This window comes from Pseudomonas sp. TE21394 (assembly GCF_054057835.1).
Genome location: NZ_JBSRZR010000001.1, coordinates 334,825 through 348,551, shown reverse-complemented (window position 1 = coordinate 348,551; position 13,727 = coordinate 334,825). Strand labels below are relative to the sequence as shown.

The window sequence follows — 13,727 nt, the reverse complement described above, 5'->3', positions numbered from 1 at the left end:
TTGCCATGCTGAAGATCTGGGGCCGCAAGAATTCGAGCAATGTGCGCAAGGCGCTGTGGATCGCCCACGAGCTGGGCCTGGCATTCGAATCAATCGACGCCGGTGGCGCTTTCGGCGTGGTCAATGAGCCGCATTACCGGGCGCGCAACCCCAACGGCCTGGTGCCAATGCTCGAAGACGGTGACCTGACCCTGTGGGAATCCAATGCCATCGTCCGCTACCTGTGCGCCGAGTACGGCGCGGAGCAGGGCTGGTATCTCCAGGACCCACGCCAGCGCGCCTTGGCCGACAAGTGGATGGACTGGGCCACCTCGTCCTTCGCCGGCCCGTTCCGCCCGTTGTTCTGGGGCCTGCTGCGCACCCCCGAAGACCAGCGTGACTGGGTGGCGATCAATGCCGCGCACAAGCAATGCGCCACGTTGCTGGCCATCGCCGACGAAACCCTGGCGAGGCAGCCGTACCTGTCCGGCGAGCGCATCGGCATGGGCGACATCCCACTGGGCAGCTTCATCTATGCCTGGTTCGAAATGCCCATCGAACGCCCGGCCATGCGCCACCTGCAAGCCTGGTACGAGCGCCTCAAGGAACGCCCGGCCTACCAGGCGGCGGTGATGACAGCGCTGACCTGATCGAACACCACGCATGCCTCGATAGTCATTATCAATAGATGTGACTGTACTTGTGCGTCCGGGCCAAGCACCATTGGCCGCACTCACTGCGCCAGTGACTTTGCCTGGCGTGTCCTGCACCTTTTTTTCTGGTAAGTGACCCGCTATGAGTTCTGCCCTGTCGATCCGACAGTTGACCAAGACCTACGGCAACGGCTTCCAGGCCCTCAAGGGCATCGACCTGGATGTTGCCGAAGGCGACTTCTTCGCCTTGCTCGGCCCCAACGGCGCCGGCAAATCCACCACCATCGGCATCCTCTCGACCCTGGTCAACAAGACCAGCGGCACGGTCAACGTATTCGGCCATGACCTCGACCGCGAACCGGCCGCGCTCAAGCGCTGCCTGGGCGTGGTGCCGCAAGAGTTCAACTTCAACCAGTTCGAGAAGACCTTCGACATCGTCGTGACCCAGGCCGGGTACTACGGCATCCCGCCCAAGCTGGCCAAGGAGCGCGCCGAACAGTACCTGACTCAGCTGGGCCTGTGGGACAAGCGCGACGTGCAGTCGCGTTCGCTGTCCGGCGGCATGAAGCGCCGGCTGATGATCGCCCGTGCGCTGATTCACGAGCCGCGCCTGCTGATTCTCGACGAGCCCACCGCCGGCGTGGATATCGAGCTGCGCCGCTCGATGTGGAGCTTCCTCACCGAGCTGAACCAGAAAGGCATCACCATCATCCTCACCACCCACTACCTGGAAGAGGCCGAGCAGCTGTGCCGCAACATCGGCATCATCGACCACGGCACCATCGTCGAGAACACCAGCATGCGCCAGCTGTTGGGCAAGCTGCATGTCGAAACCTTCGTCCTCGACCTCAAGCACGACCTGGCCATGGCGCCGGCGCTGCAGGGTTACCCGTGCCGCCTGCTGACCCCGCATACCCTGGAAGTGCAAGTGGACAAGGACATCGGCATCACCGCCTTGTTCGGCCAGCTGGCGCTGCAGAACATCGAGGTCCAGAGCCTGCGTAACAAGACCAACCGACTCGAGGAGCTGTTCGTGTCCCTGGTGGAAAAAAACCTGTCGAAGGTGGCGGTATGAGTGTCGAGCTGCGCACCAACTGGGTCGCCCTGAATACCATCGTCTACCGCGAAGTGCGGCGCTTCCTGCGCATCTGGCCGCAGACCCTGCTGCCGCCAGCGATCACCATGGTCCTGTACTTCGTCATCTTCGGTAACCTGATCGGTCGGCAGATCGGCGACATGGGGGGCTTCAGCTACATGGAGTACATCGTGCCGGGGCTGATCATGATGTCGGTGATCACCAACTCCTACGGCAACGTGGTGTCGAGCTTCTTCGGCAGCAAGTTCCAGCGCTCGATCGAAGAGCTGATGGTATCGCCGGTATCGCCGCACACCATCCTCATCGGTTATGTGCTGGGTGGGGTGCTGCGGGGCCTGGCGGTAGGGGTGATCGTGACCTTCCTGTCGCTGTTCTTCACTCACCTTCAGGTACACCACCTGGGCGTGACCGTGGTCGTGGTACTGCTGACCGCTACCATCTTCTCGCTGCTGGGCTTCGTCAACGCGGTGTTCGCACGCAACTTCGACGACATCTCGATCATCCCCACCTTCGTGCTGACGCCGCTGACCTACCTGGGCGGGGTGTTCTATTCGATCAACCTGCTGCCGCCGTTCTGGCAGACCGTGTCGCTGGCCAACCCGGTGCTGCACATGGTCAACTCGTTCCGCTACGGCATCCTAGGGGTGTCGGATATCAGCATTGGCACGGCGATTACCTTCATGCTGGTCGCCACTGCGCTGCTCTACCTGCTGTGCGTTCGCCTGCTGGTCAGCGGCCGCGGCATGCGTGCGTGAACAGCGGAGTTTGCGCCGGCGCCATTGCCGGCCAATCCACCAGCGCCAGTACAGCAGGGTGGTGAAGTAGCCGGCGATGCCGAGCACCACCCCGCACACCACCGACCCCAGCAGGAATGGCTGCCACAGGGTGGCCAACTGGTCGGTGATCCAGTCGAAGGTCAGCGCGTCGGGCAGCGTACGTGGCGGAACCTGCATCAGCCAGGCGCCGGTCATGTAGGTGACGAAGAACACCGGTGGCATGGTCAGGGGGTTGGTCAGCCAGACCAGGCTCACCGCGATCGGCAGGTTGCCACGTACCGGAATCGCCAGCGCGGCCGCCAGTAGCATCTGCATGGGAATGGGGATAAGGGCGGCGAACAGGCCGACCCCCATGGCGCGGGCTACCGAGTGCCGGTTCAGGTGCCAGAGGTTCGGGTCGTGCAGCAGCTTGCCAAAAAAGCGTAAGGACTTGTGTTCGCGAATGCTGGTCGGATCCGGCATGTAGCGTTTGAAAAGTCGGCGCGGCATGTAGGCTCCCGGAGCGTTGATCCGGTCAGTATGCCCTGATTCCCGATCAGCCTCGTTTAGAGTTTGTGACAATTGTTGAGCAAGCGCTGTCGGCAAATGAGCTATGCCTCAGAAGGTGATTGCGCTTCTGGAGCCCTACCTCATGCGCACAGGGATGTTTGCGCTCGCGCTCGGGCTGTTGTGCCTGGGCTTTCTACCCATGTTGCCGTCGGTCGGGTGGCTGGTGCTGCTCGCGCTTGGCGGTGCCGTCTGCCTGTTCACCCGCCTGTGGCCGCTGGGCTGTTTCCTGCTGGGCCTGTGCTGGGCCTGTGGCTCCGCTCAGGCGGCCCTGGCTGATCGCCTGGCAGCCGGCCTGGATGGCCGTACCTTGTGGCTGGAGGGCCGCGTGGTCGGGCTGCCGACGCGCACGGCGCAAGGGGTACGCTTCGAGCTGCAAGGTGCCCGCTCGCGACGGGCCGAACTGCCGCAGCGCCTGCAATTGAGCTGGTTCGACGGGCCAGCGCTGCGCGCGGGCGAGCAATGGCGGCTGGCGGTGACCTTGCAGCGCCCGGCCGGGCTGCTCAACCCACATGGGCCGGACCTGGAGGCCCGGTTGCTGGCGCGGCGGGTCGGGGCCAGCGGTACGGTCAAGGCCGGGCAACGGCTGGCACCGGTTGACGGTGGCTGGCGTGACACCCTGCGCCAGCGCCTGCTGGCGGTCGAGGCTCACGGCCGCCAGGCAGCGCTGGTAGCCTTGGTGCTCGGCGACGGCTCCGGCCTGCCGCGGCAGGACTGGCAGACATTGCAGGCCACCGGCACGGTGCACCTGCTGGTGATTTCCGGCCAGCACATCGGCCTGGTTGCCGGCTTGCTGTATGGCCTTGTCGCCGGGCTGGCGCGCTGCGGACTGTGGCCGGCCCGGCTGCCCTGGCTGCCTTGGGCGTGTGGCCTGGCCATGGCCGCGGCACTGGCTTACGGCTGGCTCGCCGGTGCCGGCATACCGGTGCAGCGTGCCTGCCTGATGCTAGCCGTGGTGCTGCTCTGGCGTTTGCGCTTTCGCCACCTTGGCGCCACCTTGCCGTTGCTGCTGGCGCTGGTGGCCGTGCTGCTGGTTGAACCGTTGGCCGCGCTGTTGCCCGGTTTCTGGCTGTCGTTTGCGGCTGTGGCCACGCTGGTCTATTGCTTCAGCGCGCGGCTGGGCGGCTGGCGCCCCTGGCAGGCCTGGACGCGCGCCCAATGGGTGATTGCCATTGGTTTGCTCCCGGTGCTGCTGGCCACCGGCTTGCCGGTGAGCCTGAGCGCGCCGCTGGCCAATCTTGTGGCAGTGCCGTGGGTCAGCCTGGCAGTGTTGCCGCTGGCGCTGCTGGGAACGTTGCTGCTGCCGCTGGGCGGGGTAGGGGAGCTACTGTTGTGGCTGGCGGGCGGCTTGCTCGACGGGCTGTTCCGGCTGCTGACACTGGCGGCGCAGCAGCGCCCGGCGTGGCAGCCGCCAGCTCCGCCGCTGTGGGCCTGGCTGCTGGTCTGCCTGGGCACGTGGCTGTTGCTGTTGCCCCGAGGTGTGCCGCTGCGTGGCCTGGGTGGGGTCATGCTGCTGGCACTGTGGGTGCCGAGGGCGACAGTACCGCTCGGGCAGGTCGAAATCTGGCAACTGGATGTCGGCCAGGGCCTGGCGGTGCTGTTGCGCACCCGGCATCACAACCTGCTGTACGACGCCGGTCCGGCCAGGGGCGAAACCGACCTGGGCGAACGGGTGGTGCTGCCTACCCTGCGTAAGCTCGGGGTGGGTAGCCTTGACCTGATGTTGATCAGTCACGCCCATGCCGACCATACTGGCGGCGCAGCGGCGATACAACGTGGCATGCCGGTGCGGCGGACGATCGGTGGCGAAGCGCTTGAAAATGTTCCGTTGCAGCCTTGTAGCAGCGGCGAACAATGGGCCTGGGATGGCGTGCGTTTCTCGCTGTGGCGCTGGGCTGACGGGCAAAGCAGCAACGACCGATCCTGCGTGTTGCTGGTCGAGGCGCAGGGCGAGCGCCTGCTGCTGGCGGGTGACATGGAGGCCGCTGCCGAGCAGGCCTGGTTGGCGGCCACCGACACCCCCCGTATCGATTGGCTGCAGGCGCCGCACCATGGCAGCCGGAGTTCCTCCACCGAGGCCTTCATCCGGGCCACGGCGCCGCGCGGGGTGCTGGTTTCGCGAGGACGTAACAACAGCTTCGGGCACCCGCATGCGCAGGTGGTCGAGCGTTATCGGCGGCATGGGGTGATGATGCATGACACGGCCGAGCATGGCGCGTTGCGGTTGGTATTGGGGAGGCAGGGGAAGGTTGAGAGCGTAAGAGAGCAGCGGCGGTTTTGGCGGGTTCCGGCACAGTGAGGTGCAGGGGTTTGCAGGTGCTTGCCTTTACATTTTCAGCGCTTGTCCGAGCCGATACCGAACCCCAGGCATACCCTTTTTGCCCTCCAACAATTCCCTGACCTTCGGCAGATGAGCCTCCGGCGCGCCTATGGTAGAGTGGCGGCCTTTTTCCGAGGGGGCGTTTACTGTGTGGGAATTGGTCAAGTCCGGTGGTTGGATGATGCTGCCGATCATTCTGAGTTCCATCGCCGCCATGGCTATCGTCGTCGAGCGCCTGTGGACCTTGCGTGCCAGCCGCGTCACTCCGCCGCACCTGCTGGGCCAGGTCTGGATGTGGATCAAGGACAAGCAACTGACCAGTGACAAGCTCAAGGCCCTGCGCGCCGATTCGCCGTTGGGCGAAATCCTCGCCGCCGGCCTGGCCAACTCGCGCCACGGCCGCGAAATCATGAAGGAATGCATCGAGGAGGCCGCCTCGCGCGTCATCCACGAGCTGGAACGCTACATCAGCACCCTTGGCACGATTGCCGCCATGGCCCCGCTGCTGGGCCTGCTAGGCACCGTGCTGGGCATGATCGACATCTTCAGCGCCTTTATCGGCTCGCAGATGACCGCCAACGCGGCAGTGCTGGCAGGCGGTATCTCCAAGGCCCTGGTCACCACCGCGGCCGGCCTGATGGTCGGTATCCCGGCGGTGTTCTTCCACCGCTTCCTGCTGCGCCGCATCGATGAGCTGGTGGTGGGCATGGAACAGGAAGCGATCAAGCTGGTGGAAGTGCTGCAGGGCGACCGTGAAGTGGAAGTGGCCGGAGGCAAGGCGTGAAGTTCCGGCGCAATCGCCAGCGGGAGAACGTCGACATCAACCTGGCGTCGCTGATCGACGTGGTGTTCGTGCTGCTGCTGTTCTTCGTGGTCACCACCACCTTCACCCGCGAGACCCAGCTGCGCGTGGAGCTGCCCGAGGCCACCAGCGCCGAGCCGACGCCTGCCGAGCAGGGCAAGCTGGTGGAAATCACCATCAGCGCCGACGGCGTGTATTCGGTGAACAACCACCTGTTGCCCAAGAGCGACCTGGCCACCCTGAGCGAAGCGATCGAGCGTGAATCAGGCGGCGACAACAAGCTGCCGCTGGCCATCAGCGCCGATGGCAAGACCCCGCACCAGGCTGTAGTCACCGCGATGGATGCCGCCGGCAAGCTCGGCTTCAGCCAGTTGCGCATGACCACGGTCGAGGCGGCCCAGGGCACGCCCTGATGGCTTTCACCGACCGCTTGCTCGCGGCCTGGTACGCCGGGCACCCGGCCCTGGCGCTGCTGCGCCCGCTGGAGGCGCTGTACCGTTGCGTGGTGATCCGCAAGCGGGCGCGTTTCGTACGTGGCAAAAGCGCCAGCTACCGGGCCCCGGTGCCAGTCATCGTGGTGGGTAACATCACTGTGGGCGGTACCGGCAAGACACCGATGATCCTCTGGCTGATCGAGCACTGCCGCCGACAGGGGCTCAAGGTCGGCGTGGTCAGCCGTGGCTATGGCGCCAAGCCGCCGCAGCTGCCATGGCGCGTGCAGGCCGACCAGCCCGCCGAACACGCCGGCGACGAACCGCTGCTGATCGTGCAGCGCAGCGGCGTGCCGCTGATGATCGACCCCGACCGCTCCCGGGCGGTGCAGGCCTTGCTGGCCAGCGAGCCCCTCGACCTGATCCTGTGTGACGACGGCATGCAGCACTATCGCCTGGCCCGCGACCTCGAACTGGTGTTGATCGACGCCGCCCGTGGCCTGGGCAATGGCCGCTGCCTGCCGGCGGGGCCGTTGCGCGAGCCGGCCGAGCGCCTGCGTGACGCAGATGCGGTGCTGTTCAACGGCAGCAGCGAAGACCGCACCGATGGTTTTGGTTTCTGCCTGCAACCCTCCGCCCTGGTCAACTTGCGCAGTGGCGAACGCCGCGGGCTTGACCATTTCCCCGCGGGCCAGCGCCTGCATGCGGTGGCCGGCATCGGCAACCCGCAACGTTTCTTCAATACCCTGCTGGGGCTAAACTGGCAGCCGGTGCCGCATCCCTTTGCCGACCATGCGCGGTTCAGTGCCGAAAGCCTCGCCTTCGCCCCGCCGCTGCCACTGGTCATGACCGAGAAGGACGCGGTGAAATGCCGGGCCTTCGCCGCCGACGACTGGTGGTACCTGGCCGTCGAGGCACAGCCTACGGCGGCTTTCGGCACCTGGTTCGACAACCAGTTGCAACGCTTGCTGCGCAAGCCCTGAGCCCGTTTTCAATGTTCGGCCACCTGGCCTGAAGGAAACCTCCAATGGACACCAAACTGCTCGATATCCTGGCCTGCCCGATCACCAAGGGCCCGCTCAAGCTCAGCGCCGACAAGACCGAGCTGATCAGCAAGGGTGCCGGCCTGGCCTACCCGATCCGCGACGGCATTCCGGTCATGCTGGAAAGCGAGGCACGCACCCTGACCGACGACGAGCGTCTGGACAAATGAGCCTGAACTTCACCGTGGTGATTCCTGCCCGCCTGCGCTCCACGCGCCTGCCAGGCAAGCCGTTGCTGCCGATCGCCGGCAAGCCGATGGTCCAGCATGTGTGGGAACAGGCGCGCAAGAGCAGCGCCGGCCGCGTGGTCATCGCCACTGACGATGCCAGCATCGTCGAGGCCTGCCGGGCCTTTGGCGCCGAGGTGCTGCTGACCCGAGCCGACCACGAGTCGGGCACCGACCGCCTGGCCGAAGTGGCCGCGCACCTGGGCTTGCCGGCCGATGCCATCGTGGTGAACGTGCAGGGCGACGAGCCGCTGATTCCGCCAGTGATCATCGACCAGGTGGCAGCCAACCTGGCCGCCCATCCGCAGGCCGGCATCGCTACCTTGGCCGAGCCGATCCATGAGCCGGAAACCGTGTTCAACCCCAATGCAGTCAAGGTGGTCAGTGACAAGCATGGCCTGGCCCTGACCTTCAGTCGCGCGCCGCTGCCCTGGGCGCGCGACGCATTCGCCAGCGACCGTAACCAGCTGCCGACGGGCGTGCCTTACCGCCGCCACATCGGCATGTACGCCTACCGTGTCGGCTTCCTGCAGGACTTCGTCAGCTGGGGGCCGTGCTGGCTCGAGCAGGCTGAATCGCTGGAACAGCTGCGCGCCCTGTGGCACGGCGTACGCATTCACGTCGAGGACGCCATCGAGGCGCCTGCCGTAGGCGTGGATACCCCGCAAGACCTGGAGCGCGTACGGCGCTTGCTGGAGGCCTGATGCGCGTTCTGTTTGTCTGCCTGGGCAACATTTGCCGTTCGCCCACGGCCGAAGCCGTGCTGCGCCATCAATTGCAGGCTGCCGGGCTCGCCGACAAGGTACAGGTGGCTTCCGCCGGCACCGGTGACTGGCATGTCGGCAAGGCGCCTGACAGCCGTACCTGCAAGGCGGCGCTCGCGCGCGGCTATGACCTGTCGCAGCAGCGCGCCCAGCAGGTCAAGGCCGCGCATTTTGCCGAGTATGACCTGATCCTCGCCATGGACGAGAGCAACCTCAGCCATCTGCGCGCCCTGCGCCCGCACACGGCAACAGGCGAGCTTGACCTGTTCCTGCGCCGCTATGGCGCAGCGCTGGATGAAGTGCCAGACCCGTACTATGGCGGCGCCGAAGGCTTCGAGCAGGTGCTCGACCTGGTCGAGGCGGCGTGCCAGTCGCTGGTGCTGGAAATCAAGGGGCGGCTATGACACTGCAGTGGCAGGAGCAGGTATCGCTCAAGCCTTACAACACCTTCGGCATCGATGTGAAGGCGCGCTATTTCAGCCCGGCACATGACGACCAGGAAGTGCGTCAGGCATTGAGCCAGGCGCAGCAGCACGGCTTGCCGCTGCTGGTGATTGGCGGTGGCAGCAATCTGTTGCTGACCAAAGATATCGACGCCTGGGTATTGCACATGGCCAGTCGTGGCCGGCGTGTGCTCAGTGACGATGGCGAACGGGTCGTGGTCGAGGCCGAGGCTGGTGAGCCCTGGCATCCGTTCGTGCAATGGACCCTGGCGCAGGGCTATTGCGGGCTGGAGAACCTCAGCCTGATCCCTGGCACGGTTGGCGCCGCGCCGATGCAGAACGTCGGCGCCTACGGGGTGGAAATCAAGGATGTGTTTGTCGGCCTGACCGCCCTGGACCGCGAGACCGGCGCGCTGCGTGACTTCGGCCTGGCGGAATGTGCGTTCGGGTATCGCGACAGCCTGTTCAAGCGCAACCCTGGGCGCTGGTTGATCCTGCGCGTGCGTTTTGCCTTGAGCCGCACCTTGCACGCCCGCCTGGACTACGGCCCGGTGCGTCAGCGCCTGGCCGAGCAGGGCGTGACCGAGCCAACCGCACTGGCGATCAGCGAGGCGATCTGCAGCATTCGCCGCGAGAAGTTGCCAGACCCGGCAGAGCTGGGCAATGCCGGGAGCTTCTTCAAGAACCCAGTGGTAGCGGCGGCCCAGGTCGAGCGTATTCGGGCACAGTACCCGGGCGTGGTGGCTTATCCCCAGGCCGACGGGCAGGTGAAGCTGGCAGCCGGCTGGTTGATCGAGCAGGCCGGCTGGAAGGGCTATCGTGAGGGCGATGCCGGGGTGCATCGACTGCAGTCGCTGGTGCTGGTCAACCATGGCCAGGCGAGCGGGGCGCAGATGCACGGGCTGGCGCGGCGGATCCAGGCCGATATCCTGGAGCGCTTCGGCGTCGAACTGGAGATGGAGCCCAACCTCTACTGACCGCCCTGGCCTGTCAGGTTCACTGTATCCCTGTGTAGGAACGGCCTTGTGTCGCTAAGGGCCGCTCCTGCAAGGCGGCGTGCAGGCGCTGACATGCAACAGAAGCCCAAGAAAAAGCCCCGCCAGTTCGCACTGGCGGGGCTTTTTCATTCAGCCTTGGCTATCAACCGTGATGAGGCTTTTGCTCATCGGTGGATTCCAGGGCTGGTTCTCCGGCCGCTGCAGCAGCTTCCTGTGCAGCCTTGGCTGCCGCCTCGGCCTCACGCTTGCGGCGACGCACTTCACGTGGATCGTTCGGCGCACGGCCGTTGGCCAGCATGACAGTGGCAGGCTCTGCCGCGACAGGGGCTGCGACCGGTGCAGGCTCGACGATCATCGGGGCAGGCTCGGCGGCCTTTACTTCTGGCTGGGCTTCGACAACCGGCGCAGGCTGCTCGGCAACCGGGGCGGCTTCGACCACGACCGGTGCCTGTTCGATTTCACCGGCCTCGACGGCAGGCGCTTCGGTAACCACAGGCTCGGCAGCAGGAACCACAGGCTCGGCAGCAGGCGCGGTTTCGACCACTGGCTGCGGGGTGACCTCGACCACTGGTTCGGCGCTCGCTTCGACTGCAGCCACAGGCTCGTTGAACGGTTGCTCGACCACAGGTGCCACGGCGACTTCTTCCGCTTTGGCTGCTGCTTCGGCCTGTTGTACAGGCTGGGCAGCTTCGCTGTTGTCGGTTTCTGCGGCGGCGACTTCAGCGGTAGCCTGCTCGGCCTGTTGGTTGGCCTGGGCTTCGGCTTCGGCGCTGATGTTGCTGCTGGCAACAGCGGCGGTCACGGCCAGGCCGGCGGCCAGCTCGGCACCCAGCTCGGTGGCCTGATGCTGTTGTGGCTGCTCTTCGTGGCTTTCTTCTTCGCTGCCTTCGATCAGCTCGCCATTGACGTTGCGCTGACGCTCACGACGGTTGCTGCGACGACGCTGGCCACGGGAGCGGCGGCGTGGGCGCTCGCCATCGGTGCCTTCCTGGTCGTCCTGCAGCAGCTCCTCGTTCGGCAGTTGCTCTTCGGTCAGCTCGGCAGCCTGCACGGCCGCTTCTTCGGCTGCGCGTGGCTGGCGCTCTTCACGGGGTGGGCGTGGGGCGCGTTCTTCCCGTGGTGCACGTTCTTCACGCGGAGCCCGCTCTTCGCGAGGGGTGCGTTCTTCACGTGGAGCGCGCTCTTCGCGAGGGGCGCGTTCTTCACGCGGAGCGCGCTCTTCGCGAAGGGCGCGTTCTTCACGCGGGGCACGCTCTTCACGTGGTGCACGTTCTTCACGCGGAGTACGCTCTTCGCGGGCTACACGTTCTTCACGCGGCTGGCGATCCTCGCGCTCGACAGGGGTGGCGTCCAGCGGCTCACGCAGTTCACGCACGCGCTCTTCGCCGCGGTTGCCGCGGCGGTCTTCGCGTGGCTGGCGTGGGGCGCGCTCTTCACGCGGTGCACGCTCTTCGCGTGGGGCGCGTTCTTCACGTGGTGCACGCTCTTCGCGCGGTGCACGTTCCTCGCGTGGCTGGCGCTCTTCACGTGGTGCACGCTCGGCACGCTCTTCGCGTGGCTTGCGTTCCTCGTCGCGGCGGCCGTTGCGGTTGCGGCTCTGCTGGCGGCCGTTGCGGCGTTCTTCGTTGCGCGAGCTGCGCTCGGTAGCCGGTTTCTCTGCGGCTGGTGCGACCGGCGCGGCGGCAGGCTCTTCCTTGCCGGCGAACAGGCTGACCAGCGATTTCACCAGGCCCTTGAACAGGCTCGGCTCCGGCGCGCTCGGCGCAGGTGTGGCCGGTGCGGCTGCCTGCGGCTCTTCAACGGCGGTCGGAACCGGCGCATTGGCGCGTGCCGGGGCGGTCTTCACCGCGGCTTCCTGGCGCACCAGGGTGCGGGTCGCGGTGGGCTGCGGCGCCTCTTCGGCTTCGGCAGCGGCGATTTCGTAGCTGGACTGGTTGCTCAGCACTTCCGGGTTGTCGTCGCGCAGGCGCTGGACTTCGAAGTGCGGGGTTTCCAGGTGGTCGTTCGGCAGGATGATGATGCGCGCACGGGTGCGCAGTTCGATCTTGGTGATCGAGTTGCGCTTCTCGTTGAGCAGGAACGCGGCGACCGGGATCGGCACCTGGGCGCGCACTTCGGCGGTGCGGTCTTTCAGGGCTTCTTCTTCGATCAGGCGCAGGATGGCCAGCGACAGCGACTCGACGTCGCGGATGATGCCGGTGCCAGAGCAGCGTGGGCAGACGATGCCGCTGCTTTCGCCCAGCGACGGACGCAGGCGCTGGCGCGACATTTCCAGCAGGCCGAAGCGCGAGATGCGGCCAACCTGCACGCGGGCGCGGTCGGCCTCCAGGCATTCGCGGACGCGTTCTTCCACGGCACGCTGGTTCTTCGCCGGGGTCATGTCGATGAAGTCGATGACGATCAGGCCGCCGATGTCACGCAGGCGCAGCTGGCGGGCGATTTCCTCTGCCGCCTCCAGGTTGGTCTGCAGGGCGGTTTCTTCGATGTCGCTGCCTTTGGTCGCACGCGCCGAGTTGATGTCGATCGACACCAGGGCTTCGGTGGGGTCGATCACGATCGAACCGCCGGATGGCAGGTCGACCACGCGCTGGAAGGCGGTCTCGATCTGGCTTTCGATCTGGAAGCGGTTGAACAGCGGCACGCTGTCTTCGTACAGCTTGACCTTGCTGGCGTACTGCGGCATCACCTGACGGATGAAGGTCAGCGCTTCTTCCTGGGCGTCGATGCTGTCGATCAGCACTTCGCCGATGTCCTGGCGCAGGTAGTCGCGGATGGCGCGGATGATGACGTTGCTTTCCTGGTAGATCAGGAACGGCGCGGCGCGGTCCTGGGACGCTTCCTTGATGGCGGTCCACAACTGCAGCAGGTAATCGAGGTCCCACTGCATTTCTTCGCTGCTGCGGCCAAGGCCGGCGGTGCGCACGATCAGGCCCATGTCACCCGGTACGGTCAGGCCGTTCAGGGCTTCGCGCAGTTCGTTGCGTTCCTCGCCTTCGATGCGGCGGGAGATGCCACCGGCGCGCGGGTTATTCGGCATCAGCACGAGGTAGCGGCCGGCCAGGCTGATGAAGGTGGTGAGGGCGGCGCCTTTGTTGCCGCGCTCTTCCTTCTCGACCTGGACGATGACTTCCTGGCCTTCGCTCAGCACTTCCTTGATATTGACCCGCCCTTCGGGGGCCTTCTTGAAGTATTCGCGGGAGATTTCTTTCAGCGGCAGGAAGCCGTGACGTTCGGAGCCGAAGTCGACGAAAGCGGCTTCGAGGCTGGGTTCGATGCGGGTGATCTTGCCTTTGTAGATGTTGGCCTTTTTCTGCTCACGCGCGCCGGACTCGATGTCCAGGTCGTAGAGACGTTGGCCGTCCACCAGGGCTACACGCAACTCTTCGGGTTGAGTTGCGTTAATCAGCATTCTTTTCATGTTGTACCGTCGGTTTCCGGGCTGCCGGAAACGGCGTTCGGCACACACGACGTCTCATGGTCGGTGCCAAGGTGCGCAAAGGGTGGCCGGGCCACCCCCGTGTCGAGCAACGTTCGGCACCAGCCGGTTGCCCAGCCTGCCGTTGTCGCGACGACGCGTCCTGTTTGCTGCGGTGCCAACAAGGCCCCGGTGGCTTCGAATTGGAATCCGAATCAACCAAGCGGGCCTTGT

General features: G+C 65.6%; 13 protein-coding genes. 11 read left to right on the top strand and 2 right to left on the bottom strand.

Features of this window, described 5'->3' with window-relative positions:
• The first annotated feature begins 5 nt into the window (after window positions 1-5).
• From ACVWZT_RS01575 to ACVWZT_RS01565, 3 genes are all read left to right on the top strand, one after another.
• Window positions 6-629: a glutathione S-transferase gene (locus ACVWZT_RS01575; protein WP_296234274.1), complete on the top strand. Its 624-nt coding sequence runs from the start codon at window positions 6-8 to the stop codon at window positions 627-629.
• 145 nt (window positions 630-774) lie between these two features.
• A complete protein-coding gene (locus tag ACVWZT_RS01570; protein WP_457467851.1) occupies window positions 775-1,707 on the top strand; it encodes an ABC transporter ATP-binding protein in 933 nt (310 codons plus the stop codon).
• The gene (locus ACVWZT_RS01565) at window positions 1,704-2,483 is read left to right on the top strand and encodes an ABC transporter permease (protein WP_296234275.1); all 780 of its coding nucleotides are present in this window, start codon (window positions 1,704-1,706) and stop codon (window positions 2,481-2,483) included. The genes ACVWZT_RS01570 and ACVWZT_RS01565 overlap by 4 nt, the downstream gene beginning before the upstream one ends.
• Here ACVWZT_RS01565 and ACVWZT_RS01560 read toward each other — a convergent pair.
• Window positions 2,367-2,993 (bottom strand): DUF2062 domain-containing protein, encoded by a 627-nt coding sequence (locus ACVWZT_RS01560; protein WP_296234276.1) that lies wholly within the window; start codon window positions 2,991-2,993, stop codon window positions 2,367-2,369. The two genes, ACVWZT_RS01565 and ACVWZT_RS01560, sit on opposite strands and share 117 nt — an antisense overlap.
• Window positions 2,994-3,135: 142 nt before the next feature.
• Here ACVWZT_RS01560 and ACVWZT_RS01555 point away from each other — a divergent pair, with 142 nt between their 5' ends.
• The 8 genes from ACVWZT_RS01555 to murB all read left to right on the top strand — a co-directional run bounded on the left by ACVWZT_RS01555 (window position 3,136) and on the right by murB (window position 10,057).
• Window positions 3,136-5,349, top strand: coding sequence for a DNA internalization-related competence protein ComEC/Rec2 (locus tag ACVWZT_RS01555; RefSeq protein WP_457467848.1), 2,214 nt, complete (start codon window positions 3,136-3,138; stop codon window positions 5,347-5,349).
• Between the two features lie 169 nt (window positions 5,350-5,518).
• Window positions 5,519-6,154: a MotA/TolQ/ExbB proton channel family protein gene (locus ACVWZT_RS01550; RefSeq protein WP_170028901.1), complete on the top strand. Its 636-nt coding sequence runs from the start codon at window positions 5,519-5,521 to the stop codon at window positions 6,152-6,154.
• The gene (locus ACVWZT_RS01545) at window positions 6,151-6,585 is read left to right on the top strand and encodes an ExbD/TolR family protein (RefSeq protein ID WP_296234280.1); all 435 of its coding nucleotides are present in this window, start codon (window positions 6,151-6,153) and stop codon (window positions 6,583-6,585) included. The genes ACVWZT_RS01550 and ACVWZT_RS01545 overlap by 4 nt, the downstream gene beginning before the upstream one ends.
• Entirely contained in the window at window positions 6,585-7,586 is a 1,002-nt protein-coding gene (lpxK, locus tag ACVWZT_RS01540) for a tetraacyldisaccharide 4'-kinase (RefSeq protein ID WP_457467846.1), read from the top strand. The genes ACVWZT_RS01545 and lpxK overlap by 1 nt, the downstream gene beginning before the upstream one ends.
• Window positions 7,587-7,630: 44 nt before the next feature.
• Window positions 7,631-7,816 carry a Trm112 family protein gene (locus ACVWZT_RS01535; protein ID WP_003247142.1) on the top strand — a complete coding sequence of 62 codons (186 nt, stop codon included), beginning with the start codon at window positions 7,631-7,633 and terminating at the stop codon, window positions 7,814-7,816.
• Window positions 7,813-8,577, top strand: a complete 765-nt coding sequence (kdsB, locus tag ACVWZT_RS01530; RefSeq protein ID WP_296234301.1) for a 3-deoxy-manno-octulosonate cytidylyltransferase — start codon at window positions 7,813-7,815, stop codon at window positions 8,575-8,577. Before ACVWZT_RS01535 ends, kdsB begins: the two co-directional genes overlap by 4 nt.
• Window positions 8,577-9,041 (top strand): low molecular weight protein-tyrosine-phosphatase, encoded by a 465-nt coding sequence (locus ACVWZT_RS01525; RefSeq protein WP_457467844.1) that lies wholly within the window; start codon window positions 8,577-8,579, stop codon window positions 9,039-9,041. The genes kdsB and ACVWZT_RS01525 overlap by 1 nt, the downstream gene beginning before the upstream one ends.
• The gene (gene murB / locus ACVWZT_RS01520) at window positions 9,038-10,057 is read left to right on the top strand and encodes a UDP-N-acetylmuramate dehydrogenase (protein ID WP_457467842.1); all 1,020 of its coding nucleotides are present in this window, start codon (window positions 9,038-9,040) and stop codon (window positions 10,055-10,057) included. Before ACVWZT_RS01525 ends, murB begins: the two co-directional genes overlap by 4 nt.
• A 163-nt stretch (window positions 10,058-10,220) precedes the next feature.
• Here the strand turns inward: murB and rne are convergent, their stop codons facing one another.
• A complete protein-coding gene (gene rne / locus ACVWZT_RS01515) occupies window positions 10,221-13,496 on the bottom strand; it encodes a ribonuclease E (protein WP_457467840.1) in 3,276 nt (1,091 codons plus the stop codon).
• Window positions 13,497-13,727: the final 231 nt, after the last annotated feature.